The sequence below is a fragment of the Catellatospora sp. NPDC049111 genome (assembly GCF_040648615.1).
Classification (GTDB): domain Bacteria; phylum Actinomycetota; class Actinomycetes; order Mycobacteriales; family Micromonosporaceae; genus Catellatospora; species Catellatospora aurea.
On sequence record NZ_JBEZEB010000003.1, the window covers coordinates 35,663 to 59,493 of the forward strand.

At 72.1% G+C, this 23,831-nt stretch carries 22 protein-coding genes; 7 read left to right on the forward strand and 15 right to left on the reverse strand.

Going from position 1 to position 23,831, the window contains the following annotated elements:
* Window positions 1-8 precede the first annotated feature (8 nt).
* Window positions 9-899, reverse strand: coding sequence for a DMT family transporter (locus AB0B66_RS04995; protein WP_360523091.1), 891 nt, complete (start codon window positions 897-899; stop codon window positions 9-11).
* 175 nt (window positions 900-1,074) lie between these two features.
* Here AB0B66_RS04995 and AB0B66_RS05000 point away from each other — a divergent pair, with 175 nt between their 5' ends.
* Window positions 1,075-2,745: a DUF885 domain-containing protein gene (locus tag AB0B66_RS05000; RefSeq protein ID WP_360523094.1), complete on the forward strand. Its 1,671-nt coding sequence runs from the start codon at window positions 1,075-1,077 to the stop codon at window positions 2,743-2,745.
* Between the two features lie 153 nt (window positions 2,746-2,898).
* Here AB0B66_RS05000 and AB0B66_RS05005 read toward each other — a convergent pair whose 3' ends face one another.
* The 4 genes from AB0B66_RS05005 to AB0B66_RS05020 all read right to left on the reverse strand — a co-directional run bounded on the left by AB0B66_RS05005 (window position 2,899) and on the right by AB0B66_RS05020 (window position 6,585).
* Window positions 2,899-4,086, reverse strand: a complete 1,188-nt coding sequence (locus tag AB0B66_RS05005) for an ABC transporter permease (protein WP_360524110.1) — start codon at window positions 4,084-4,086, stop codon at window positions 2,899-2,901.
* A 161-nt stretch (window positions 4,087-4,247) separates the two neighbouring features.
* Complete coding sequence (locus tag AB0B66_RS05010) at window positions 4,248-4,913, reverse strand: ABC transporter ATP-binding protein (RefSeq protein ID WP_360523097.1); 666 nt, start codon at window positions 4,911-4,913, stop codon at window positions 4,248-4,250.
* Window positions 4,914-5,020: 107 nt separating this feature from the next.
* Entirely contained in the window at window positions 5,021-6,070 is a 1,050-nt protein-coding gene (locus AB0B66_RS05015; protein WP_360523100.1) for a peptidoglycan-binding domain-containing protein, read from the reverse strand.
* Window positions 6,067-6,585, reverse strand: a complete 519-nt coding sequence (locus AB0B66_RS05020) for a hypothetical protein (protein ID WP_360523103.1) — start codon at window positions 6,583-6,585, stop codon at window positions 6,067-6,069. Before AB0B66_RS05020 ends, AB0B66_RS05015 begins: the two co-directional genes overlap by 4 nt.
* 188 nt (window positions 6,586-6,773) lie before the next feature.
* On the opposite strand from AB0B66_RS05020, the gene AB0B66_RS05025 reads away from it, so the two are divergent.
* Both AB0B66_RS05025 and AB0B66_RS05030 read left to right on the forward strand, forming a co-directional pair.
* Window positions 6,774-7,430 carry a response regulator transcription factor gene (locus AB0B66_RS05025; protein WP_360523106.1) on the forward strand — a complete coding sequence of 219 codons (657 nt, stop codon included), beginning with the start codon at window positions 6,774-6,776 and terminating at the stop codon, window positions 7,428-7,430.
* Entirely contained in the window at window positions 7,427-8,554 is a 1,128-nt protein-coding gene (locus AB0B66_RS05030) for a HAMP domain-containing sensor histidine kinase (RefSeq protein ID WP_360523109.1), read from the forward strand. The genes AB0B66_RS05025 and AB0B66_RS05030 overlap by 4 nt, the downstream gene beginning before the upstream one ends.
* A gap of 82 nt (window positions 8,555-8,636) precedes the next feature.
* Here the strand turns inward: AB0B66_RS05030 and AB0B66_RS05035 are convergent, their stop codons facing one another.
* The 7 genes from AB0B66_RS05035 to AB0B66_RS05065 all read right to left on the reverse strand — a co-directional run bounded on the left by AB0B66_RS05035 (window position 8,637) and on the right by AB0B66_RS05065 (window position 16,416).
* Window positions 8,637-9,185 (reverse strand): hypothetical protein, encoded by a 549-nt coding sequence (locus AB0B66_RS05035; protein WP_360523112.1) that lies wholly within the window; start codon window positions 9,183-9,185, stop codon window positions 8,637-8,639.
* 15 nt (window positions 9,186-9,200) lie between these two features.
* Window positions 9,201-10,406: an ABC transporter permease gene (locus tag AB0B66_RS05040; RefSeq protein ID WP_360523115.1), complete on the reverse strand. Its 1,206-nt coding sequence runs from the start codon at window positions 10,404-10,406 to the stop codon at window positions 9,201-9,203.
* On the reverse strand, window positions 10,403-11,137 hold the full coding sequence (locus AB0B66_RS05045; protein WP_360523118.1) for an ABC transporter ATP-binding protein: 735 nt from the start codon (window positions 11,135-11,137) through the stop codon (window positions 10,403-10,405). Before AB0B66_RS05045 ends, AB0B66_RS05040 begins: the two co-directional genes overlap by 4 nt.
* Window positions 11,134-12,300, reverse strand: a complete 1,167-nt coding sequence (locus AB0B66_RS05050; RefSeq protein ID WP_360523121.1) for an efflux RND transporter periplasmic adaptor subunit — start codon at window positions 12,298-12,300, stop codon at window positions 11,134-11,136. Before AB0B66_RS05050 ends, AB0B66_RS05045 begins: the two co-directional genes overlap by 4 nt.
* 279 nt (window positions 12,301-12,579) lie before the next feature.
* Entirely contained in the window at window positions 12,580-14,250 is a 1,671-nt protein-coding gene (locus AB0B66_RS05055) for a HAMP domain-containing sensor histidine kinase (protein ID WP_360523124.1), read from the reverse strand.
* The gene (locus tag AB0B66_RS05060) at window positions 14,247-14,984 is read right to left on the reverse strand and encodes a response regulator transcription factor (protein WP_360523127.1); all 738 of its coding nucleotides are present in this window, start codon (window positions 14,982-14,984) and stop codon (window positions 14,247-14,249) included. Before AB0B66_RS05060 ends, AB0B66_RS05055 begins: the two co-directional genes overlap by 4 nt.
* A 121-nt stretch (window positions 14,985-15,105) precedes the next feature.
* Window positions 15,106-16,416 (reverse strand): biotin/lipoyl-binding protein, encoded by a 1,311-nt coding sequence (locus AB0B66_RS05065; RefSeq protein ID WP_360523130.1) that lies wholly within the window; start codon window positions 16,414-16,416, stop codon window positions 15,106-15,108.
* Window positions 16,417-16,560: 144 nt separating this feature from the next.
* Here AB0B66_RS05065 and AB0B66_RS05070 point away from each other — a divergent pair, with 144 nt between their 5' ends.
* Entirely contained in the window at window positions 16,561-17,139 is a 579-nt protein-coding gene (locus AB0B66_RS05070) for a hypothetical protein (RefSeq protein ID WP_360523133.1), read from the forward strand.
* Window positions 17,140-17,277: 138 nt separating this feature from the next.
* Here AB0B66_RS05070 and AB0B66_RS05075 read toward each other — a convergent pair whose 3' ends face one another.
* A complete protein-coding gene (locus tag AB0B66_RS05075; protein WP_360524113.1) occupies window positions 17,278-17,859 on the reverse strand; it encodes a TetR/AcrR family transcriptional regulator in 582 nt (193 codons plus the stop codon).
* 169 nt (window positions 17,860-18,028) lie between these two features.
* On the opposite strand from AB0B66_RS05075, the gene AB0B66_RS05080 reads away from it, so the two are divergent.
* From AB0B66_RS05080 to AB0B66_RS05090, 3 genes are all read left to right on the forward strand, one after another.
* Entirely contained in the window at window positions 18,029-18,481 is a 453-nt protein-coding gene (locus AB0B66_RS05080; RefSeq protein WP_203694681.1) for an SCP2 sterol-binding domain-containing protein, read from the forward strand.
* 50 nt (window positions 18,482-18,531) lie between these two features.
* Window positions 18,532-19,743: an acyl-CoA dehydrogenase family protein gene (locus AB0B66_RS05085; RefSeq protein WP_360523136.1), complete on the forward strand. Its 1,212-nt coding sequence runs from the start codon at window positions 18,532-18,534 to the stop codon at window positions 19,741-19,743.
* A 222-nt stretch (window positions 19,744-19,965) separates the two neighbouring features.
* Window positions 19,966-21,531: an AMP-binding protein gene (locus tag AB0B66_RS05090; protein WP_360523139.1), complete on the forward strand. Its 1,566-nt coding sequence runs from the start codon at window positions 19,966-19,968 to the stop codon at window positions 21,529-21,531.
* Window positions 21,532-21,636: 105 nt separating this feature from the next.
* On the opposite strand, the gene purD is transcribed toward AB0B66_RS05090, so the two are convergent.
* Window positions 21,637-22,884: a phosphoribosylamine--glycine ligase gene (gene purD / locus AB0B66_RS05095; RefSeq protein ID WP_360523142.1), complete on the reverse strand. Its 1,248-nt coding sequence runs from the start codon at window positions 22,882-22,884 to the stop codon at window positions 21,637-21,639.
* A 59-nt stretch (window positions 22,885-22,943) separates the two neighbouring features.
* The gene (locus tag AB0B66_RS05100; protein WP_360523145.1) at window positions 22,944-23,750 is read right to left on the reverse strand and encodes a DUF559 domain-containing protein; all 807 of its coding nucleotides are present in this window, start codon (window positions 23,748-23,750) and stop codon (window positions 22,944-22,946) included.
* Window positions 23,751-23,831 lie beyond the last annotated feature (81 nt).

The following is a 23,831-nucleotide window of genomic DNA, read 5'->3' on the forward strand; positions in this document are numbered from 1 at the left end:
TGGGCGGGTCAGCGGCGGCGGGAGAGGGCGCCCTGGGCGACGGCCACGCCGACCAGCACGATCAGCGCGCCGACGGGCTGGTTCCAGTGCAGGGACTCACCCAGCACCAGGATGCCGAGCAGGGTGGCCACCACGGGGACGAGGTAGGTCACGTAGGCGGCGGTGGACGCGCCGGCGGCCGTGATCACCCGCATGTTCAGGGCGAACGCGATGCCGCTGCCGAACACCCCGAGCGCCACCACCGAGCCGATGACCGGCCAGGACAGGTCGGTGACCGCGGGCGGCGGGCCGGAGACCAGCAGGGCGGCGAGCACCGAGGCGAGTGCCGCAACCGCGGTCTGCACGAACGCGAGCGACACCCCGGACGGCCGCGTGCCGCCGAAGTCGCGGCCGGTGACGAAGCGCTTGAGGTACGGGATCGACACGCCATAGCAGGCGGCCGCCGCCCCGCACATGAGCTGCCCGCTCAGCGAGGACGCTCCGGCGTCGTGCCAGAAGCCGAGCACGACGAGCACACCCGCGAAGCCGAGCAGCAGGCCGGCCGCGGCGCGGGCGGTGAACTTCTCGGTGCGGAACACCAGCACCGCGAACGGCAGCACCCACAGCGCGGTGGTGGCGTTCCAGATGCCGGCGACCAGGCTGTCGACCCGTTCCTCGCCGTACGCGAAAAGGGTGAACGGCAGCGCCACGCCCACCACGCCCGGCAGCAGCATGTGACCCCACAGCCGGCGGTCGCCCGGCAGCCGCTGCCCCGCGATGAGCAGCAGCGCCAGCAGCGTCAACGCGCCGATGACGATCCGGCCGGCGGCCACCCAGGTCGGGTGCAGCTCCCGCACGCCGATCTTGATGAAGATGAAGCTGGAGCCCCAGATGACCGCGTTCGCCGCGAATGCGGGCAACCAGGCTGACCTGGTGGCGGACGCGATAGTGTCAGGAGCGATAGTGGTCGTCACCCCTGACACATTGCCAGAGTCGCCGGGTCCCGGGCCAGCGAGTTCCGGACATCGAACGGCTGATTCGCGCCACAACTAAGTCGCCTGCGCACGGTCGGTCCGGTCGGCTAGGTTTCCACGCATGGGACGAGTTGATGACCTGGCCGATCGCTATGTCGACGAGTGGGCGCCGCTGAGCCCCACCGGCGCCACCTATGTCGGTATCAGCGGCTACGACGACAAACTGGATGACCTCTCCGCGGACGGCTTCGCCGCCGGCGCCGACCTGGAACGCCGTACGCTGGCCGAACTCCGGTCGATCGAACCCGAGAACGAGCGCGAGTTCGTCGCCAAGGAAGCCATGGTCGAGCGGCTGGAGCTGGGCGTCGCCCGGTTCGACGCGGGCGAGGTGACCAGCGAGCTGAACGTGATCTCCAGCGCGCTGCACAACCTGCGGGCCACGTTCGACCTGATGTCCACCGACAGCGAGGAGGCGGTGGCGAACATCGCCGCCCGGCTCAACGCCTTCCCCACCGCGCTCGCGCAGTACCGGCAGACCCTGCTGGACGCCGCGCGCTCGGGCAAGGTCAGCGCGCGACGCCAGATCGAAGAGGTCGCCAAGCAGTGCGACATCTGGACCAGCGCCGACGGTGACGACTTCTACTTCGGCCTGGCCCGGCGCATCGAGGCCGACGGGGCGCTGCGCGCCGAGCTCGACCGCGGCGCGGCGGCCGCGAATGAGGCGACCCGCGAGTTCGGGGCGTTCCTGCGCACCGAGATGGCCCCGCTGGGCCGGGAGAAGGAGGCCGCCGGGCGCGAGCGCTACGAGCTGGCCTCGCAGTACTTCCTCGGCGCCCGGGTGGACCTGGACGAGACGTACGCCTGGGGCTTCGAGGAGCTGCACCGGCTGGAGACCGAGATGCGGGCCGTGTCCGCGGTCATCGCGGGTCCCGGCGCGTCGATCGACGAGGCGGTCGCCAAGCTCGACGCCGACCCGAAGTACCGGATCCAGGGCAAGGAGCAGTTCCGCGACTGGATGCAGCAGCTCGCCGAGAAGGCCATCAACGACCTGAACGGCACCCACTTCGACATCCCCGAGGCGATCCGGCGCATCGAGTGCTGCATCGCCCCGACCAGCGACGGCGGCATCTACTACACCGGCCCGAGCGAGGACTTCAGCCGTCCCGGCCGGATGTGGTGGGCGGTGCCGCAGGGCGTCAACGACTTCTCCACCTGGCGTGAGGTGACCACGGTCTACCACGAGGGCGCTCCGGGCCACCACCTGCAGGTAGCCCAGGCGGCGTACCAGGCGGACAAGCTCAACCGCTGGCAGCGGCTGCTGAGCTGGTCTTCGGGCCACGGCGAGGGCTGGGCGCTGTACAGCGAGCGCCTCATGGACGACCTCGGCTACCTGGCCGACCCGGCCGACAAGCTCGGCATGCTCGACGGGCAGGCGTTCCGGGCCGCCCGCGTGATCGTCGACATCGGTATGCACCTGGAGCTGGAGATCCCGCGCGACAACCCGTTCGGCTTCCACCCCGGTGAGCGGTGGACACCCGAGCTGGGCTGGGAGTTCCTGCGGGCGCACTGCCGGATCGGCGACGAGACGCTGCGCTTCGAGCTCAACCGCTACCTGGGTTGGCCGGGCCAGGCTCCTGCGTACAAGGTCGGCGAGCGGATCTGGCTGCAGGCTCGCGACGACGCCAAGGCCCGCAAGGGCGCGGCGTTCGACCTGCGTCAGTTCCACTCCGACGCGCTCGACCTCGGCTCGCTCGGCCTGGACCCGCTCCGCAAGGCCCTCGCCCGCCTCTGACCCGGGACAGGACGAAGGAAGGGCACCTTCTTATCGCTACGCGTATAAGAAGGTGCCCTTCCTGACATCGCCTGCGGGATGAGCTGGGCGGGCACGACCTGCGGAGTGTCGCCTCCCATCGGGTGGCCGCGCCTCGCGGCCGACCGCGCACGATCACGGCGTGGCCAGCGCCTCGGTCGGCGACAGGCGTGCGGCACGGATCGCCGGGTAGAGCCCGGCCACTCCGCCGATCAGCAAGGTGGCGCCCAGGCTGCCCAGGGTCGCCCAGGCCGGCACGACCCCGGGCCAGCCCTGGAGCAGGGCATAGGCCGCGGTGACCGCCCCGCCCAGCAACACCCCGCCGACTCCGCCAAGCGCCGCGAGCAGCAGCGATTCCGTGAGGAACTGGCCGCGTACCTGCCCCCGGGTCGCCCCGAGCGAGCGGCGCAACCCGATCTCGGCCCGCCGCTCCAGCACCGAGATGACCATCGTGTTGGCCACCCCAACGCCGCCGACCAGCAGCGCGACCGCGCCCAGCCCCAGCAGCAGCCCGGTGAACGCCTCGTCAGTGGCCTGCTGCGCGGCCAGCGCGTCCGACGGCCGGGACACCTTGACCTCGTTGGGGGCCTCCGGGTTCGCGGTCGCCGCGAGCACCTCGCGAACCGCCTCCACCTGCGACTCCGCCGATCGGGTGTAGACCGTGGTGGCGTGGCCGTCGAAGGCGAGGTAGGACTCGGCCGCAGGCCAGCCGACCAGCGCCGCGGTGTCCAGCTCGGCGGCCAACGGCACCGGCCGGAGGATGCCGACCACGGTGAACCAGCGGCCGCCCAGCCACACCTGCCGGTCCGGCCCCGCCTCGGTGACGCCGAGGCGGCCGGCCGCGGTCGCCCCCAGCACCGTCGCGGGGTAACGGGCCGTCGCCGCGTTGAGCCAGGCACCGTCGGCCAGTTCCGCGCCGACCGTGGCGGGCAGGTCCAGGTCCGTGGCGCGTACGCCCAGGCTGCCGCTCTCCGCCGGGGGTATCCGGTCGGTACGGTAGACCTTGGTGTCGATCCGGCCCACCGCGGACACGTCGGTGACCGGGCCGATCCGCTCGATCATCGTGGCCGCCTCCAGCGGCAGTTTCGCGTCCTGCCCGAACAGATTGCTACCCGGGCCGACGGTGAGCAGGTTGGTGCCGAGCCGGTCCAGGGTCCGGTCCAGCTCCGCCCGCGACGACGCGGAGATGCCGACGACGGCGACCATCGCCGCGATCCCGATGGCGATCCCCAGCGCGGACAGCAGCGCCCGGGTCGGCCGGGTACGCAGCCCGATCGCCCCCACCCGCACCAGATCCGCCCACCGCAGCCGCGGGGCGGCCAGGCCCGGCCCTCGCCCTTGATCATCGGACTTGCCTGGCACCTGTGCGTATCTTGACCGTCCTTTCACCCGGTTGCCTGGCAAGTCGGACGACCTTGGTGAGGCCGCCGCCCGAGTCGCGGCCGCCGAGCCGTCCGCGGGGGCGGGGGTGGTGTCGCGGGTGCTCATGTGCGGGCCTCGGTGATCAGCGCGCCGTCGCGTAAGGCGATCATGCGGGGAAAGGACGCGGCGATCTCCCGGTCGTGGGTGATCACGACCAGCGTGGTGCCCGCCGCGTTGAGTTCGCGCAGCAGGTCCAGGACCACTTCGCCGGAGTGCGAGTCCAGGTTGCCGGTGGGCTCGTCGGCCAGCAGCAGCGGCGGGTCGCCGACCACGGCCCGGGCGATGGCGACCCGCTGCCGCTCGCCGCCGGACAGCTCGTGCGGCCGATGGGTCAGCCGGTGCGCCAGCCCGACCCGGTCCAGCGCGGCGGTCGCCCGCTCCCGGCGCTCCCGCAGCGGCACGCCCGCATAGAGCAGTCCGTCGGCGACGTTGTCCACGCAGGACGTCCCCTGCGCGAGGTGGAACTGCTGGAACACGAACCCGATCCGGCTGCCGCGCAGCGCGGACAGCTGCCGGTCCGACAGCTTGGCCAGGTCGTACCCGTCGATCTCGACGCGGCCGCCGGACGGCCGGTCCAGCGCCCCGATCATGTGCAGCATCGTCGACTTGCCCGAGCCGGACGGCCCGACGATCGCGGCGGCCTCGCCGCGCTCGATCCGCAGACTCACCCCGGCCAAGGCGGTCACCCCGCCGGGGTAGACCTTGGCAACGTCACTGAGGGCGATCATCGCGCCGCCGGTGCCATCCGGCATCGCGGTGGTTCGGCTCGGCCGACCAGGGGGTACGCTGACCGCGACGGCAGCGGACCGGCCCGCCCGATCCGTGATGGCGCCGGTCATGACGGCATCCCGACGACCGCGCCCTCGGCCAGTCCGTCGCCGCTGACCTCGACCCGCCCGGCCGCGAACAGCCCGGTCTCCACGGCGACGATCCGGCTCCCGCCGCCCGCGACGACCTCGACGCCGTAGCCGCCCTCGGCCAGCGCGAGCAGCGCCGCCACCGGCACGGTCAGCACACCCGCACGGGTCTCCGCGGTGAAGTCGACGTCGACGGCCGCCTGGTGGAAGCCCTGCACCGCGTCGTTCGCGGTCAGTGCCACGGTGACCTCCAGGTTCGTCGTCGGATCGGCCCCGTTGACGCCCGGCGCGATGACGGTCTGCACCGCGCTGACCTTGCCGGGCACCCGCTTGCCGTCGGGCAGTTCGACCTCCACGGCCGCGCCGGCCACGGCCAGCCGCTCGTCGGCGACCTCCAGCTCCACCACGACGGCGCGGTCCACCCCGCTGCGGGTGAGGATCGGCGTGCCGGGCTGCACCAGGTCACCGACGGCCGCGCCGAGCGCGTCCACCCGCACCTGCCCGGCCGCGAACACGACCCGGCCCGGCTCGACCGTCCCGGTCTCCGGCAGGCCCAGGTCCTCCTGCCACCGCCGCACCGCGCTCGCCGTCGAGGCCGTGTACTCGCGGTCCACGGTGAAGCCGGTGTACCCGAGCGCCTTCAGGTTCTGCTCCAACTGCTTCACGTCCGTGCCCTCGGCCCCGTCGCGCAGCTGCCGATAGGCGGGCAGCGGCCCGTAAAGCAGCACCACCGGCTGGTCGTCGAGGCGGAACAGGGGCTTTCCCCGACCGATCACCGCGCCCTCCGCGGCCAGCCAGGTGACCGTGCCCGCGCTGCGCGCGCCGACGGTGTGCTCGGTGCCGTAGCCGAGGGTGCCGCTCTTCGTCTCGGTGTCGGACAGCGTCTGCCGGGTCACCGTGGCCGTCCCGGCCGGGCCCGACGCGGCCGCCTGCTCACCACCGGACAACCTGGGCAGGCCCACGGCCAGGCCCGCCGCGGCGGCGACCGCCAGCACGGCGACGCCACCGACCAGGTAGCGAGCCTTCACTTGCCACCGCCGCCCTTGAAGTCCGGCACGATCGCCCGGCACTTCTCCAGCGCCTTGGTGAAGGCCGGGCTGGTACGCCACTGGCCGAGCGCACCGTCCAGCCGCAGCTTGCCGGTGTCGTCGGGCTCCGGGAACTCCGGCACCCCGTTCTCGCGCATGCACTTGGCGAAGGCCCGCAGCTTCTCCACCTGCTCGGGGTCGAACTGCACCGCCTCGCCACCGTTGGGCAGCAGCGTCTTGCACGCCTCCATCGCGGGCTGCAGCTTGTCCTTGTCGATCTTCGCGAGGTCGGCCCGCATCTGGTCACCCGGCTCGGGGTCGGGCATGTCCACGCCGTGCTCGCGCATGCAGGCGGCGAACTTCCGTCCCTGCTCCTGCTTGTCCAGCACCGCCGCCGAGGCCGACGCGCGGACCCCGCCCGCGGTCGCCACGCCCTCGTCCTTCGTCCCGCCGCACGCCGCCAGCGCCGGCACACACGCCAGCACCGCCGCGACGGCCATCACTCTCATCCTCATGCCGCCATCAGACCGGCCCTCGCATAACCCCCACGTAAACCCGCGACCGGACGCCCGGCCGCGGTGATCGTCCGACTTGCCGGGCAGGTGGGCGAATCTTGAGCGCCGATACGCCCGGTTGCCAGGCAAGTCGGGCGATCATGATCTTGGTTATGCGGGGGTTACCCGGGGGCGGGCATCATTGCCGGGTGCGGGTGCTGGTGGTGGAGGACGAGGACGTGCTGGCCGACGCCGTGGCCGAGTGGCTGCGGCGGGAGGCCTTCGCGGTCGACGTGGCGTACGACGGTGACGCGGCACACGAACGGCTCGCGGTGAACCCGTACGACGTGGTGGTCCTCGATCGTGATCTGCCTGGGGTGCCCGGGGACGAGCTGTGCCGCCAGATCTCCGATCGGCTGCCGCAGACGCGGGTGCTGATGCTGACCGCGGCGGCGGCCGTACGCGAGCGTGTCGCAGGGCTGGCCCTGGGCGCGGACGACTACCTGGTCAAGCCGTTCGCGATGGTCGAACTGGCGGCGCGGGTGCACGCGCTGGCGCGGCGGGCGGTCGCGAAGAACCCGGCCGTGCTGCAGCGGGCCGGCATCGTGCTCGACCCGGCCCGGCGCACCGCCGAACGCGGCGGCCGCGACCTCGGCCTGGCCCGCAAGGAGTTCGCGGTGCTGGCCGAGCTGCTGCGCGCCGACGGGGCCGTGGTCTCCGCCGAGCAACTGCTCGAACGGGCCTGGGACGAGCACATCGACCCGTTCACCAACGTGGTACGGGTGACCGTGATGAAGCTGCGCCGCAAGCTCGGCGAGCCGCAGCCCATCGAGACCGTCGCCGGAGTGGGGTACCGCATACCGTGAACAGGCTGACCATCCGCGCCCGGCTGACCCTGCTGTACGTCGTGCTGTTCACCGTCGCCGGGCTGGCCCTGCTGGCCATCACGTATTTCCTGGTGCGGTGGCAGATGAACGCCAACCCGTTCGACACCAAGCTGATCGTCACCGACCTGCTGAAGACCGGCGGCGACTTCAAGGCGCTACGCGAGCTGCTGCAGGCCAAGACCGAGGAGTCCAACAACGCGACCCTCACCACGCTGCTCACCCAGGGCGGCATCGCGCTCGCCCTGGTGCTGACCGCCGCGACCGGTGTCGCCTGGGTGCTCGCCGGACGAGCCCTGCAGCCGCTGCACCGAATCACGGCGACCGCGGGCCGCATCGCGGCGAGCGCCGGGGGCCGCGGGCTGCACGAGCGGATCGCGCTGCAGGGGCCGAAGGACGAGGTCAAGCAGCTCGCCGACACGTTCGACGCGATGCTGAGCCGGCTCGACCACTCCTTCGACGGCCAGCGGCGCTTCGTCGCGAACGCGTCGCACGAGCTGCGTACGCCGCTGGCGCTGAACCGGGCGCTGGTGGAGCTGGCCATCACCCGCCCCGAGGCCAGCGCCGACGCGCGGCAGCTCGGCGACGCCCTGCTGAAGGTCAACGAGCGCCACGAGCGGCTCATCGACGGGCTGCTGATGCTCGCCGACAGCGAGCACGAGGTGGCCGAGCAGACCTCGGTCGACCTGGCCGACGTCGCCGAGTACGTGCTGGAGGCGCTGCCGTCCGGTGGCCCCGTGGTGACCAGCCTGCTCGACCCGGCCCCGGTCACCGGGGACCCGGTGCTGCTGGAGCGGCTGGTGCAGAACCTGGTCGAGAACGCTGTCCGGCACAACGTGCCGGACGGGTGGTTGCGAGTCGAGACGGCCACCGTGGACGGGCGGGCCAGGCTGGTGGTGGCGAACAGCGGGCCGGTCGTGCCGGCGTACGAGCTGGAATCGATCTTCCAGCCGTTCCGCCGCCTCGGCCGGGAGCGGGTCGGCGGCCCGTCCCGCGGCCTAGGCCTGGGTCTGTCCATCGTGCGCGCCATCGCCCAGGCCCACCGCGGCACCGTCACCGCCACCCCCCGCCCCGGCGGCGGCCTGACCCTCACCACCACCCTCTGAGCCGCGCTAGATCGTTCGATATGCCTGGCAAGTGGGCGAATGGATGCTCAAGATACGCACACCTGCCAGGCAACTCGAAAGATCATGAGCCCGGGGCCGTGATGGTGGTGGCGGTGACGGTGGTGTCGGAGGTGGTGCCCTGGACGGTGATCTCGGTGCCGGCGGCCAGGTCCTTGAGGGTGGACTTCTTGGTGGTCTGGACCGTGGTGGTGTCGCCGGTCTTGACGGTGAGCAGGCGGCCGTCGGAGGTCTCCAGGTAGACGGTGGTGCCGTCGACCAGCTTGATCTTTCCTGTGATCGGCGCGGCGGCCGGCTGCTGACCGCCCTGCTGGCCGCCCGGGAACCCGCCCTGCTGTCCGCCGGGGAAGGCGCCGTTGCCGCCGCGGAGACCGCCCGGCCGGTTGCCGGTGGCTCCGCCGGGAGCCGCGCTACTGGCGGCGGGCGTGCCGAAGTTCTGCTGGACCTGGATGCCGGCGAGAAAGCCGCCGCAGGTCAGCACCAGCGCGAGCAGGGTGCCCGTGCTGCGGGTCAGCCACGGGCCGCGTTTGGCCTTCGCCAGGCCCGCCACCAGGTCGTCCATCGGCGCTTCCACGGAGATGTCCGACTCCTGCGTACGGATCGCGTGCTTCATGAGGTTCAGGGCTCCTTACTCGTACCGCAGGGCGTCGATGGGGCGTAGGCCGGCCGCCCGGCTGGCGGGGTAGCTGCCGAAGAACAGGCCGATCGCCACGCAGACGCCCAGCGCCAGGACGACCGAGTCCGGCATGACCACCGGTTTGATGCCGACGATCTCGAAGTTCGCGCCGATCAGCGCCGCCGCGACCCCTAACCCGCCGCCGGCGAGGCTGAGCAGCGTCGCCTCGATCAGGAACTGGGTGAGGATGACCCGGCGCGGCGCGCCCAGCGCCTTGCGGATGCCGATCTCCCGGGTCCGTTCGGTCACCGAGACCATCATGATGTTGGTGATGCCGATACCGCCCACGACCAGCGAGATTCCGGCGACCGCGCCCAGCAGCACGGTGAACGTCTCGGCGGTCGCGGTGCGGGTCTCCAGCAGCTGAGAGGCATCCCTGATCTGGTACGGCGTGCTGCTCGCGCCGTCCGCGACGTGCATCTTCGCGTTGAGGATCGCGGTGATCTCGGCCTTCGCCGCGGCCACGGCGTCCGCGTTCACCGCCTCGACGGTGATCGACGAGACGGGCCCGTACCCGGTGAGCGAGCGCTGCACCGCGGGCAGTGGCGCGATCGCCACGTCGTCGGGGTCGTTGAACCCGGTCGAGCCCTTCTTCGCCAGCACGCCGATCACCGAGTAGATCTGCCCGGCGATGCCGATCCGCTGCCCGACCGGGTCCACGGTGCCGAACAGCTCCTCGGCGGTGGTCGGCCCGAGCACCACGACCCGCGCGGCCTGGTCCACGTCCTCCTCGGTGAACCCCGACCCGGTCGCCACCACGCTGTTGGACGCCTCGAAGTAGCTCGGGTACGTGCCGATCACCGAGTTGACGTCGTACGACGCGTCGCCGAAGGTCAGCGTCTGCGCGCTGCTCACCACCGGCGAGACGCTCTTGACGTCGGGCGCGGACTCCTTGTCCTGCAGCGCCTTGACGATGTCGAGGGTCAGGTCGGTGCGGTAACCGGTGTTCCCGCCGCCCCGCCCGCCCTGCACGGTCAGCGTGTTCGTGCCGAGCGCGGCGAGGCTGTCCTCGACCTGCTTGGCCGAGCCGTTGCCGACCGCGACCAGCAGGATCACCGCCGCGACGCCGATCAGGATGCCCAGCACGGTCAGGCCCGAACGCAGCTTGTTGGCGGCCACCCCGCGCAACGCGAACCCGAAGATCTCGAAGACACTCATGCGGGGACCCCCACGGGCGCGATGTCACGGCGGCGGACGTCGGAGACGACCAGGCCGTCGACGAGGCGGATGGTGCGGTGGGCATGGGCGGCGACCTCGTCCTCGTGCGTGATCAGCACGATGGTGCGGCCCTGCGCGTTCAGCCCGTCCAGGATGCTCAGCACGTCCTTCGTGGACCGGCTGTCCAGGTTGCCGGTCGGCTCGTCGGCCAGCAGCAGTGCCGGTTGGCTGACCAGTGCGCGGGCCACCGCGACGCGCTGCTGCTGGCCGCCGGATAGCTGGTTCGGGTCGTGGTCGGCCCGGTTGGCCAGGCCCACCATGTCCAGCGCGGCGAGCGCCCGCTCGCGGCGCACCGCCGGTTTGATTCCGGCGTACGCGAGCGGCAGCTCCACGTTGGCCAGCGCGCTGGTCCGGGCGATCAGGTTGAACGACTGGAACACGAACCCGATCCGGCGGTTGCGCACCAGCGCCAGCTGCGACTCGTTCAGCTCGCTGACGTCCACCCCGTCCAGCCGGTACGTGCCCGAGGTGGGCACGTCCAGGCAGCCGAGGATGTTCATCAGCGTGGACTTGCCGGAGCCCGAGGAGCCCATGATGGCGACGTAGTCGCCGGGCGCGACGGTCAGCGAAACCCCCGCGAGGGCGTGCACCGCCGTCTCACCCTCGCCGTACGTCTTGACCAGGTCGACGACCTCCAGCACAGGCCGTTGCCCGCGGCCGGGGGCTGTCATCGCCCACCACCGCCGCCACCGGGGCGGTTGCCGGTGTTACCACCGAAGCCGCCGCCGGTGAAGCCGCCCGGCCCGCCGCCCGGGAACTGCTGCTGGTTGCCGGTGCCGCTGGTCACCGTGGCCAGCACGACCTGCTCACCGACGCTCACCCCGGACACGACCACGGTGTACGCGTCGCCCTTGAGCCCGATCTCGACGGCCCGGGTCTCCTGCACGCCGTCCTTAACCACGGTCACCGTGGTCCGGCCGCCGGCCGTGCGCACCGCCGCGGCGGGCACGTAGACCGCGTCGGCCACCTCGTCCACGGTCACCGACAGGCTCACCGTCTGCCCCAGCCGGGTGCCCTCCGGGATGCTGTCCAGCAGCACCTCGATCGGGTACGTCACCGTGTTCCCGCTGGACGCGGTCGGTGAGATGGCCGAGACCATGCCGGTAGCGGAGGCACCGGTCAACGCGTTCCAGGTGACCTTGGCCGACTGCCCGACCTTGAGCCGGGTCGCGTCCGCCTCGGCGACCCCGGCCGTGACCTGGAGCTTCGTCAGGTCGGCGAGCTGCACGAACCCGGACCCGCTCGACGAAGAGGACGACGAGCCGTTGCCGCCGCCGGACGAACCGCCCGAGGAGCCGCCGACCGCGCCGCTGATCGCCACCACCGTGCCGGCCATCGGGGCCTTGAGCACCGTGCCGTCGACCGCGCGCTGCGCCGCGGCCAGCGCCGACTCCGCCTGGTCCACCTGGTTCTCGGCGTTGGCGATGCTGCTGTCGTCGCCGCTGTCCTCGGCCCGGTCCAGCGCGTCCCGCGCCGCGTCGAGGTTGCGCGCAGCGGTCTGGCGGCTCTCCTTGACCTCGGTCGCGTCGACCGTCGCCAGCACCGCGCCCTTGGCGACCCGGTCGCCCACCTTCACCTTGATGGCGGTCACGGTGCCGCCGGTGGCGAAGTCGGCCGACATGAGGTTCGCCGACTCGATCGACCCGTCGGCGGTGACCGTCGCGGTCACCGTGCCCTGGGCCACCGCCACCGTGCGCGTCGTGTTCGCCCCGGCCGGCGCCGCGTCTCCGCTGATCATGAAGTACGCCCAGGTGCCGCCACCGACCAGCAGCAGCCCGAGGGCGCTGTTGAGCAGGGTGGTCCGCCCGAGCGGGATGGCTCGCCGCAATCGCATGGCACGCATCGTCGCGAGCCGCCCTCGACGCGACCTCCGGCCAACCTCGGAATGAGCTTGGAGCTGCGAGCTGCGCCGAGCCACGTCTCACGTCGCGTCGGCACCCCGGCCCGTTGCGCGAGTGGGTACCTCGTGGTCGGCTTACGTCTTTTTTGATGTGGGCACATCAAAAATGATGTAAGCGCGCCGTGGCACATGTGCCCGCAGGGCAGGCTCCGAACACCGCCCGCGCCCGCAGCTGCGCTGATCCGGCGGCGGGGCACCCTGGGTGCGATGCCGTCAGGTGTCCAGTGGAAGCAGGACGCGGAACGTCGAGCCGACTCCCGGCGACGTGGCCAGTTCGATGCGGCCGCCGTGGGCTTTCACGATCGCCGAGGCGATGGCCAGACCCAGGCCGGCGCCACCGTGGCTGCGGGCCCGGTGCGGGTCGGCGCGGTAGAGGCGTTCGAAGATGCGGGCGGCGTGCTCGGGCGGCACCCCGGGCCCGGAGTCCTCGACCTCGATCACGGCGACCGGCAGGTCCGGGCCCAGGTCGGCGCCCACCGCGGCGACCACGGGGCCGCTGTCGCGGGCCATCGGCAGCTCGAACACCTCGTCGGCGGGCTCACCACCGCGATGGCTCACCCGCAGGGTGACCCGGGCGTCAGGCGGGGTGTGCTGGAGCGCGTTCGCCACCAGGTTCGTCACGACCTGGCGCAGCCGGTGCTCGTCACCCTGCACGCTGACCGGCTCGAACCCGGCCAGTTCCACGTTGCGGCCCGGGGTGCGCACGTGCGCGTCGCGGACCGTGTCGGCCGCGACCGCCAGCAGGTCGACGCGGGACTGCTGCAGCGGGCGCTCCTCGTCCAGCGCGGCCAGCAGCAGCAGGTCCTCGACCAGCAGGCCCATCCGCGCGGCCTCCTGCTCGATGCGGGACATGGTCTCGTCCAGCTCCGCGCCGGGCGGCGCGCCACCGCGGCGGTACAGCTCGGCGAAGCCCCGGATCGAGGTGAGCGGGGTGCGCAACTCATGTGAGGCGTCCGCGAGGAACTGGCGCAATCGTTGTTCGGAGGCGGCCCGCGCGGTCACCGCCGCCTCGATGCGCGACAACATGGTGTTCAGCGCCAGGCCGAGGCGGCCGGGTTCGGTGTGCGGGTCGGGGTCGGGCACGCGGGCGGTCAGGTCGCCGCCGGCGATCTGCGCCGCGGCGTGCTCCATGTTGGTCAGCGGCCGCAGCCCGATCCGGACCACGGTGTACGCCGCGAAGCCCAGCACCAGCAGCACCAGCGCGCCGACGCCCAGCCCGATGAGCAGCATCAGGTTCGCGGTGGCGGCGACCCGGTCGAGCGAGATGGCACCGACCCGGAACTCCCCGTCGAACGTACGGTTCACCACGACCCGGAACTTCTGGCCCGACGTGTTCTCGACGGTGAACGGCGCCTTCGTGTTCTCGGCCGGGAACGGCTTGCCCGGCTCCCGGCCGATGGCCGGCCCGGCGTTGTCCTGCAACTGTGCGAGCGTCAGCACGGGAAGGTCGGCCAGCGCGATCCCGTTGGTGGCACAGCGCTGCAACCGGCCGTCGGCGCTGTACAGCAGGCCCGCGGCGTCGTCGCCGACCGGTGGCACCCCGCGGTTGGTGCCCGTCTCGGGTGTCTCGCAGACGACCTTGGCCGTGGGCGTCTGCCCGGACGGGCTCGCGCTGTTCGACGGGCTCGGCTGCGGCGTGGGCGTGGCGGCGGGACGGCCGGGCTGCTGGCTGGGCGCCGAACCCCAGCCGGAAGGATTTCCCCGCCCCTGGCCCCACGCGATCGGCAGTCGGCGCAGGTCCTCGTCGAGCTGCTGGGCCAGGTAGTGGCGCAGCGTCGTGGCGGCGACGAAGTCGGTGACGAGCAGGGCCACCCCGGCGAGCGCGACCACCGCGACCACCATCCGGGTGCGCAGGGTCCATCGCCGCCACGGTGGGCGGATCATTCCTGGCCACCTCGGGGCAGCCGCAGCGCGTACCCGACACCACGCACGGTGTGGATCAGCGGCGGATCCCACTTGTCGACCTTCTTGCGCAGGTAGTAGACGTACGACTCGACGATGCGTCCGTCGCCGCCGAAGTCGTAGCTCCACACCCGGTCCAGGATCTGCGCCTTGGAGACCACCCGGCCCGCGTTGACGAGCAGGTAGCGCAGCAGGTTGAACTCGGTCGGGGACAGGTCGACGAGCTTGCCGCCGCGGCGCACCTCGTGCGCGTCCTCGTGCAGCTCCAGGTCGGCGTAGCGCAGCACACCGCTGTCGGCCTGCTCGCCGCCGGGGCGGCTGCGCCGCAGGATGGCCCGGATGCGCAGCACGACCTCCTCCAGGCTGAACGGCTTGGTGACGTAGTCGTCCGCGCCGACGGTCAGCCCGGAGATCCGGTCCTCCACGGAGTGCCGGGCGGTCAGGAACAGCACCGGCACCAGGGCGTTGTCTGGCCCGCGGCCGTCGGCGCGCAGCTGCCGGGCGACCTCGAAGCCGTCCAGGTCGGGCAGCATCACGTCGAGCACGACCAGGTCGGGCTGGAACTCCTCGGCCGCGATGAGCGCGTCCCGGCCGGTGTGCGCGACCCGCACGTCGAACTCGACCAGGCGCAGCGTGGCCGACAGCAGCGCGCAGATGTTGGCCTCGTCGTCGACGACCAGCACCCTGGTCCGTGCCCGCTCCTGCTGCTGCGTCACCGTCAGCTCCCTGCTACCTCGTCACTGCCTGTGAGCTCGTTGTATCCGTCCTACCTCGGAGAATCCTGAGAACACCGTCGGAACCCCGTGTATGTCACCAAGATCGCTTAGGGCGGCGGCGTCAGGAGCGGGCGTTGAGGCGTACGGTCTCGTTCTCGGTGAGGCCGGAGAGGATCTCCACGTCACCGTCTCCGCGCAGGCCGATGCCCACGGTGCGGGTGGTGCCGTCGGGAAGCTTCACCTCGCCGGTCCCGTCACCCGTGACCCGGACGGCGGATTGGGGCAGGAGGAGGCCTTCGGCTCGGTCCAGCACGACGCCGGCGGTGGCGCTCTGGCCGATGAGCAGGCCTTCCGGTGCTCCATCGAAGGCGAGTAGCACGTGGTAGCGGACCAGGGTGCCGGACGCGGTGCCGGTGGCGGCGACCTGCGCGATCGTGGCGGGCAGGGTCTCGTCCGGGCGGTTGGCCAGGGTCACCGTGGCGGGCTGGCCGACGGCCAGGCTCACCGCGTCGGCCTCGGCGAACTCGGCCTCGACCATCATCGTGGCGACGACGCCGAGCGTGATGAAGGTCCCTGTGCTCACCTTGTCGCCCGCCTTGCCGCCGACGCTGAGCACCTTCGCGGCCACGGGGGCCGTGATGGTCGTACCGGCCAGGTAACGCTCGGCCTTGGCCAGGTCTGCCTCGGCCCTGTTCACCGCGACCTGCGCGGAGTAGATCGCGTCCCCGCCGCTGCCGCGCCCGCCGGCGCCGTTCGAGGACCCGCCGTTCGACGAGCCGCCGGACGAGCAGGTGCCGGAACCGGTGCTCGGTGCGGGTGTGCGGGACGGAGCGGCGGTCGGCCTGGGGGAGGTGGACGCCGACGGCGACGGCGACGGGCTGCTCGACGGCGAAGGGGACGGTGAGGCCGTGGCGCTGACCGTGGTCGACGCGCTCGCCGTGGTCCGGTGGGTGACGAGCACGGCCGTCACGGCACTGACCGAACCGTCGGCCGGAGCGCCGTACGCCGCGCCGCGCGCCGAGGTGCAGCCCGTCGAGCTGTCCTCGCTGTCGGTGGCGGCCACGGCGTCGGTCAGCGCCTGCTCGGCCTCGGACAGCGCGTTGACCGCGTCGTCGCGGGCCTCGCGGGCGTCGGCGTCGTCGATCGTCGCGAGGTCCTGCCCGACCGCGACCTCGTCACCGGGCTTGACCAGGACCGAGGTGAGCGTGCCGGCGACGGAGAAGGCCAGCTCACGGCTGGCGACCGGGGACACCTTGCCCGATGCCGCGACAGATGAGGTGACTTCGCCCCGCTGCACGGCGGCCGTCGCCGCGGCCGCCGGGGCCGGGTCACCGCCCTGCACCGCGACCACCGTCACGACCGCGGCGGAGATGAGCACCGCCGCGCCCGCGGCCACCCATCGCCGCCGTCTTGCGCGCACCACGAACGTCATGGCCGGGAGTCTCGCGGCCGCCGCTCGGTGATCGCTTCAGCTAACCTCGGAGCCACCTCAAAGCCGTCACTCCCAGCCCATTCTGAGGTTCGGTCGAGCAAGCCCCGAGCCCGGGCGCGCAGGCTCGCGCCCGTGAAGACGCCGATGAGACAGACCCGCGCGGCCCTCACCGCCGCCGTCGCGATCGCCGTACTCGGCCTCGCCGCGGCCTGCGGTTCCGCCGACGACCCCGCCGGCCCGCCCGCGTCCGGCACCGAGCCGAACGGGTTCGCCGCGTACGCCGCGTGTCTGAAGGAGCAGGGGATCACCCTGCCGGAAGGCTTCGGCCAGGGGCAGGGCCAGGGCAGACCGTCCGGCATGCCGACTGCTCGGCCGTCGGGCTTCCCGAGCGGCCGGCCGACGGTGCGTCCGAGTGGGCAGCCGGGAGGTTTCGGCGGCCCCGGCGGGGGTATGCGGGCACCGGACGGCGTGGACGCCGAGAAGTGGCAGCAGGCACAGCAGGCTTGCGCAGCGGTACGCCCCAGCGGCGGACCCGGTGGCGGCTTCGGTGGCAACCGGGGCGACAACGGGGCCAACGCGGCGTACCGCAACTGCCTCGCTGAACGCGGTGTGGAGTTCACACCCGGGCAGCAGCTCGCGACCGCCGATCCGAAGGTGGCGGCGGCGATGCAGGCCTGTGCCGTGCTTCGCCCCACCACCGCGCCGAGCCCGGCGGCGAGCTGACCGTAATCTCCCAGCCCGCCGGGCTGGTGTGGACCGGAGCCGGTCCTGGCGGTGCCGTCCCCCCGTGCGGCACCGCCGGACCGGCTCCCCGAAGACGAAGGGCGCTCACCGCGGTGAGCGCCCTTCTCGCGTGCGGGGTCAGGCCGGGGGCCGCCAGGACACCCCGCGCATGAGCTGGTCCGCGCCGAGCCAGACGGCGTTCATCAGGCGGGTCGCCGTACGCCCCGGGTCTTCGTCGGGGTGGTCGGCGAGCCAGTCGGCGAGCGACTCGCTCGCGCCGACCAGCGTCAGCGCCATCGCGGTCAGGTCGTCGGGTTTGACCTGCCGCCCCTCCAGGCGCAGCGCGCAGTCGAGCCGGTCGGTGATCACCTCGACCACGGACTCGCGCATCGCCGCGACCTCCACTGAGAACGGCTGCTGGGTGCGGGCCTGCCGGTAGAGCACCGACCAGCCGTCGCGATGCGCGCCGACGAACTCGAAGAAACCTTTGAGCCCTCGCCACAGTTGCTGGTCCGGAGGGAGGGTGGGATCGGCCGCGGCGGCCAGGCCGGCGACCAGGCGCGCCGACTCGCGGCGCAGGCAGGCGATGAACAGTTCCTCCTTGGTGCCCAGGTACGCGTACACCATCGGTTTGGACACGCCGGACAGCTCGGCGATCTCGTCCATGTTGGCGTGGTGGAAGCCCCGGCGGGAGAACACCAGCACGGCGGCGTCGAGCATCTGCTGCTCACGCTCCGCGCGGGGCACCCGGCCGCGGGGCGTGTCCGCGGGACGGGCCGCGGCCGGCGCGTCGTCGCCTGAGGGAAGTGAGCTGTTCTGCACCTTGCCAGCCTACCTACTCCGTCGTAAGGTTACGCACGAGTAAGTTTCAATGGTTATGGAGGACATCATGGCCGAGTTCAACCTGTCCGACTTCAGCTCGCTCGACCCGGCGCAGTTCGCCTCGCTGGTCAAGAACGCCTCCGACGCCCAGCTGAACGAGGTGCTCGGCGGCGACCTGCGGACCAAGGTGCTGGACGAGATCTTCCGCCGGATGCCCGGCCTGTTCCGCCCCGAGCGCGCGGGCAACACCGAGGCGGTCATCCACTGGATCATCACGGGCGCGCCCGGCGGCGGCTCGGACACCTACGAGCTGGTCATCGCCAACGGCGCCTGCGCACTTTCGGAGACGCCGTCGCACGAGCCGAAGCTCGCCGTGACGGTCGGCCCGGCCGACTTCCTCAAGCTCGTCTCCGGCAACGGCAACCCCGTCATGATGTTCATGAGCGGCAAGCTGAAGGCCAAGGGCGACCTGGCCCTGGCCGCCAACATCGCCAACCTCTTCAACATCCCGAAGGCCTGAGCATGACCGCCCCCCTCAGGCGGGATACGCCCCGGACGGGGGCATAAGACGTGGAGTTCTCGCTTGATCTGAACGAGGAGCAGCGGGATCTGCGGGACTGGGTGCACGGCTTCGCCGAGCAGGTCGTGCGCCCGGCCGCCGCGGAGTGGGACGAGCGAGAGGAGACTCCCTGGCCCGTCATCGCGGAAGCCGCCAAGATCGGCCTGTACGACTTCGAGTTCCTCGCGAACCTCTGGGCGGACCCGAGCGGCCTGTCCATGTGCATCGCCAGCGAGGAGCTGTTCTGGGGCGACGCCGGTATCGGCCTGGCCATCATGGGCACCTCGCTGGCGGTCGCCGGGATCTTCGGCTCCGGCACCCCCGAGCAGATGGCCGAGTGGGTGCCGCAGTGCTTCGGCACCAAGGAGGACCCGAAGGTCGCCGCGTTCTGCTCGACCGAGCCCGAGGCCGGCTCCGACGTGGGCGCGATGCGCACCCGCGCGGTGTACGACCAGGCCACCGACGAGTGGGTGCTGACCGGGCAGAAGGCGTACGCCACCAACGGCGGCATCGCCAACGTGCACGTGGTCACCGCCGTCGTCGACCCGGAGCTCGGCTCGCGCGGGCAGGCCGGCTTCATCGTGCCGCCGGGCAGCAAGGGCCTGCACACCGCCCGCAAGCTGCGCAAGCTCGGCATCCGCGCCTCGCACACGGCCGACGTGTTCCTCGACGAGGTCCGGGTGCCTGGCAACTGCGTGCTCGGCGGCAAGGACCGGCTCGACGAACGGCTCGCGCGGGCCCGCGCGGGGCAGCGCTCCTCGGGGCAGGCCTCGATGCGCACGTTCGAGCTGTCCCGGCCCGCGGTCGGCGCGCAGGCGCTGGGCATCGCGCGGGCGGCGTACGAGTACGCGCTGGAGTACGCCAAGACGCGGGTGCAGTTCGGCAAGCCGATCGTGGAGAACCAGGCGGTCGCGTTCGCGCTGGCCGACATGCGCATGGAGATCGACGCCGCGCGGCTGCTGGTGTACCGGGCGGCCTGGATGGGCCGCAACAACCGGCCCTTCACGGCGGGCGAGGGCTCGATGTCCAAGCTGAAGGCCGGCGAGGTCGCGGTGTCGGTGACCGAGAAGGCGCTGCAGATCCTGGGCGGCGCGGGCTACCTGCGCGAGCACCCGGTGGAGCGGTGGTACCGGGACGCCAAGATCTACACGATCTTCGAGGGCACGAGCGAGATCCAGCGCCTGGTGATCGCCCGCGCCATCACCGGGGCCTCACTGCGCTGACTCTGCGTGGGCCAGCGGGCGCGGGCGCGAAGACCGGCGTTTCGGGTCAGAAAGTGCGGTGAGACCGCAGGTCCTGACCTGAAACGGTGATCTCCACCCGATGCCCGGCACCCGGAAAGACATAGACGGCGGTCCGTTTCGGCGGTCCGCCGTCTTCACTTTTTAGTTACCGCTCAGTAATATCCGGGTAACCCTGACGATCGAACGAGAGGCCTCACCGTCGTGGACCTGCTCTTCATTGTCCGCACCCTGGCCCGCCGCGGGTTGCTCAGCCCCGGCAGCCCGACCCGCGTCGCCGACCAGCTCAACACCCTGCGCCGGTGGGGCTTCACGCTCGCCGGCGAACTGCGCGCCGCCGAGGCCCGCGACCCGCACCGCCCCGCGATCATCGACGAGCACCGCGGGGCGATCACGTACCGCCAGCTCCTGCACCGATCCCAGCGCCTGGCCGTCGCGCTCGGCGGCACCCGGGGCGTGGCTGCCGGCATACGCGTCGGGCTGATGTGCCGCAACCACGCCGGCCTGATCGAGGCGATGGTCGCCTGCTCCCTGCTCGGCGCGGACGCCGTCCTGGTCAACACCGCGCTGTCGGCGCCGCAGCTCACCGCGGTGGCCGAGCAGCAGCAACTGCGCCTGCTCATCCACGACCGCGAGTTCGCGCCGGTCGCCGCGGCCGCGCCGTGCGAGCGGCTCGACGAGTCGCGGGTCGACGCGCTGCTCGCCGAGACCCCGCCGCAGGGCCGCTGGTCCGACGTCAGCCGGGCCGGCCGCACCATCGTGCTCACCTCCGGCACCACCGGCGCGCCCAAGGGTGCCCGCCGGCCCACCCCGCCCGGCTTCGGGCCGCTGGTCTCGATCATCGACCGCATTCCGCTGAAGGTCGGCGAGCGCATCCTGATCTCCGCGCCCCTGTTCCACACCTGGGGGTACGCCGCCCTGCAGCTCTCCCTGGCCATGCGCGCCACCGTGGTGCTCCAGCGCCGGTTCGACCCGGTCGCCACCGCGCACGCCGTCGACGTGCACGGATGCACCGCCCTGTTCGCGGTGCCGGTCATGCTGCAACGGCTGGTCGAGGCCGGCGCGGTGCCCACCAAGCCGCCGCGCATCGTCGCGGTCAGCGGATCAGCCCTGCCCGGGGGCCTGGCCACCCGGTTCATGGACACCTGGGGCGACTGCCTCTACAACCTGTACGGCTCCACCGAGGCATCCTGGGCGTCCATCGCCACCCCCGCCGACCTGCGCCGCGACCCCGGCACCGCGGGCCGCCCGCCGCACGGCACCCGGATCGCGATCCTCGACCCGACCGGCCTGCCCGTGCCCCGCGGCCGGATCGGCGAGATCCACGTCGGCAACGAGATGCTGTTCGAGGGATACACCCGCGGCCCCGGCATCCCGCCGCCGTCCGGCGACCGCCCCGACGGCATGCTCGGCACCGGCGACCTGGGCCACCTCGACGCCGACGGCCTGCTGTACGTGGACGGCCGCGCCGACGACATGGTCGTCTCCGGCGGCGAGAACGTCTTCCCGCGCCCGGTCGAGGAGCTGCTCACCGAGCTCCCACAGGTCCGCGAGGCGGCCGTGATCGGCGTCCCCGACCCCGAGTACGGCCAGCGCCTGGCTGCCTACCTGGTCCTGCACCCCGGCCAGCACCTGGACCGCGACGAGGTCCGCGAGTACGTCCGCCACTACCTGGCCCGCTTCAGCGTCCCCCGCGACGTGCACTTCGTCCCCGAACTCCCCCGCACCGCCACCGGCAAGGTCATCCCCCGCCTCCTCCGCAACCTGTAAGGACAAAGGAAGGGCACCTTCACAACGCTCCGCGTTGTAGAAGGTGCCCTTCTTAACAGACGATCTACGTTTGCGCAGCTCAGCGAAGGATGAAATGCGCGGGCATCAACGCCAAGGGGAGACGACCCGGCCCTCCTCGGCCGCCAGCGCGATGTCGGTGCGGTACTGGCCGCCCGCCAGCTCCACGTGCGACACCAGCTCGTACGCCGCCGCCCGCGCCGCGTGCAGGTCGTGCCCTGTCGCCGTCGCGCACAGCACCCGGCCGCCGGCCGAGCGCAGCACCCCGTCGGCGTCGCGTTTCGTGCCCGCGTGGATCAGACCCTCCGCGCCCGTGATCTCGTCCCCGGTACGCGCGCTCGCCGGATACCCGGCGCTCGCCAGCACCACGGTCACCGAGAAGGCGTCCTTCCACTGCAGCTCGGGGTGGCCGGCCAGCTCGCCGGTGGCCGCCGCGTACAGCAGGCCGCCCAGCGGGGTGTCCAGCAGCGCCAGCACCGACTGCGTCTCCGGGTCGCCGAACCGCGCGTTGAACTCGATCACCTTCGGGCCGCCCTCGGTGATCGCCAGGCCGATATAGAGCAGGCCGGAGAACGGGGTGCCCGCGTCGCGCATCTGCTGCAGCGTCGGGTGGGCCACGGTGGCCATGACATGCTCGACCAGGTTCGGCGGGGCCCACGGCAGCGGCGCGTACGCCCCCATGCCGCCGGTGTTCGGCCCGGCGTCGCCGTCGAAGATGCGCTTGAAGTCCTGCGCCGGCAGCAGCGGCACCGCGGTCACGCCGTCGGTCACCACGAACAGCGACACCTCAGGCCCGTCGAGGTACTCCTCGATCACCACGCGCCCGCACTCGGCGGCGTGGGCCAGCGCGGCGTCCCGGTCGTCGGTGACGACGACACCCTTGCCCGCGGCGAGACCGTCGTTCTTCACGACGTACGGCGCGCCGAACGTGTCCAGCGCCCGCGCCGCCTCCTCGGCCGTGGTGCAGGTGAACGCCCGCGCGGTCGGCACCTTGGCCGCGGTCATGACCTGCTTGGCGAAGTCCTTCGACCCCTCCAGCCGAGCCGCACTGCCCGACGGCCCGAAGACCGGGATGCCCTTGGCCCGCACCGCGTCGGCGACCCCCGCCACCAGCGGCGCCTCCGGCCCCACGACCACGAGATCGGCCTCGACGTCCACGGCGAGCCCCGCCACCGCCACCGGCGAAAGGATGTCCACCTCCCGCAGCTCCGTGGCCACCTCCGCGATCCCCGGACTCCCCGGCGCCGCAATGACCGCGGTCACCCCCGGATCCCGCCCCAACCCCAATACCAGGGCGTGCTCCCGCCCCCCACCACCAACCACCAGTACCCGCACGCCCCCACCCTACCCGTCACGTTGATCATGAACTTACGGACGTGTTCGACGGCGTGTCCCTACCCGGGCACCGTGATCGATTTCCGGGACATGGCCAGGGCCCGGCGGACCACGGTCGGGATGCGGTCGGGGACGAGCGTGTCGGACCAGGTGAAGCGCAGGACGGTGTAGCCGGCGTTGGCCAGGTCGTTCTGTCGGTGGCGGTCGCGGAAGACCGCCTTGGGGCTGCCGTGCACCTGCTCGCCGTCGGCCTCGCCGATCACGCGAGCCCGGCTCCAGAGCATGTCGGCGCGGCCGAGCACCACTCCGTCCGCATCCCGGATCTCCGCCTGCAGCTCATCCGGTGCCACTCCGGCATCCGCGCAACGCAACCGTGCCCTGGTCTCCAACGGCGACTCGGCACGCCCGTCCGACTGGCCGACCCACTCCCGGGCGGCCACCGCACCACGGCGTCCGGCGATCAACCGGTACACATCCGGCAGGTCGAAGTCCGTGAACAGGCCCTGACACAACGCCGAGTCGAGCACCGACACGGCCGAATAGCGGTCCAGGCACAACATCAGATCCGCCACGGTACGCAGCGCCGACGTGACCCGCATACCGTCGATCTCGACGAGATCCACATCGTCGATGACCAGCTGATGCGGCACCAGCTGCGCATCACCCAGCCGCTTGGGCACCGCCCGGTCTCCGGGCAGGCTCAGGTGCACAGCCCGCTCGTCCTGCCGCATTCCCTGGATCCCGTGCAGCAGCGCGGCGCTCTGCCGGACCACCACCGCATGCGGGCCACAGGCAAGCTGCCCCGCTCGAACAAGGGCTCGAAGAGGAAGGTGCGCCCCCCGAAGATCCGCGTCGACGAGGTACACACCTCTGCTGACGGCCATCCACACCCGGCTGCGAACGAGCCACTTCACTCGATCCCCGCTAATCCCCAGGTCCCGACACTG

Coding starts and splice junctions, on each gene's coding strand:
- AB0B66_RS05020 (WP_360523103.1), bottom strand. CDS start 6,585: ATGAGGATGAGAGTGATGGCCGTCGCGGCGGTGCTGGCGTGTGTGCCG.
- AB0B66_RS05075 (WP_360524113.1), bottom strand. CDS start 17,859: ATGCTCGACGCCGCCGTGCTGGTGTTCTCCCGCCGGGGCTTCCACCAC.
- AB0B66_RS05010 (WP_360523097.1), bottom strand. CDS start 4,913: ATGATCGCCCTCAGTGACGTTGCCAAGGTCTACCCCGGCGGGGTGACC.
- AB0B66_RS05040 (WP_360523115.1), bottom strand. CDS start 10,406: ATGAGTGTCTTCGAGATCTTCGGGTTCGCGTTGCGCGGGGTGGCCGCC.
- AB0B66_RS05065 (WP_360523130.1), bottom strand. CDS start 16,416: ATGACGTTCGTGGTGCGCGCAAGACGGCGGCGATGGGTGGCCGCGGGC.
- AB0B66_RS05045 (WP_360523118.1), bottom strand. CDS start 11,137: ATGACAGCCCCCGGCCGCGGGCAACGGCCTGTGCTGGAGGTCGTCGAC.
- AB0B66_RS05050 (WP_360523121.1), bottom strand. CDS start 12,300: ATGCGATTGCGGCGAGCCATCCCGCTCGGGCGGACCACCCTGCTCAAC.
- AB0B66_RS05000 (WP_360523094.1), top strand. CDS start 1,075: ATGGGACGAGTTGATGACCTGGCCGATCGCTATGTCGACGAGTGGGCG.
- AB0B66_RS05035 (WP_360523112.1), bottom strand. CDS start 9,185: ATGAAGCACGCGATCCGTACGCAGGAGTCGGACATCTCCGTGGAAGCG.
- AB0B66_RS05055 (WP_360523124.1), bottom strand. CDS start 14,250: ATGATCCGCCCACCGTGGCGGCGATGGACCCTGCGCACCCGGATGGTG.
- AB0B66_RS05070 (WP_360523133.1), top strand. CDS start 16,561: ATGAGACAGACCCGCGCGGCCCTCACCGCCGCCGTCGCGATCGCCGTA.
- AB0B66_RS05080 (WP_203694681.1), top strand. CDS start 18,029: ATGGCCGAGTTCAACCTGTCCGACTTCAGCTCGCTCGACCCGGCGCAG.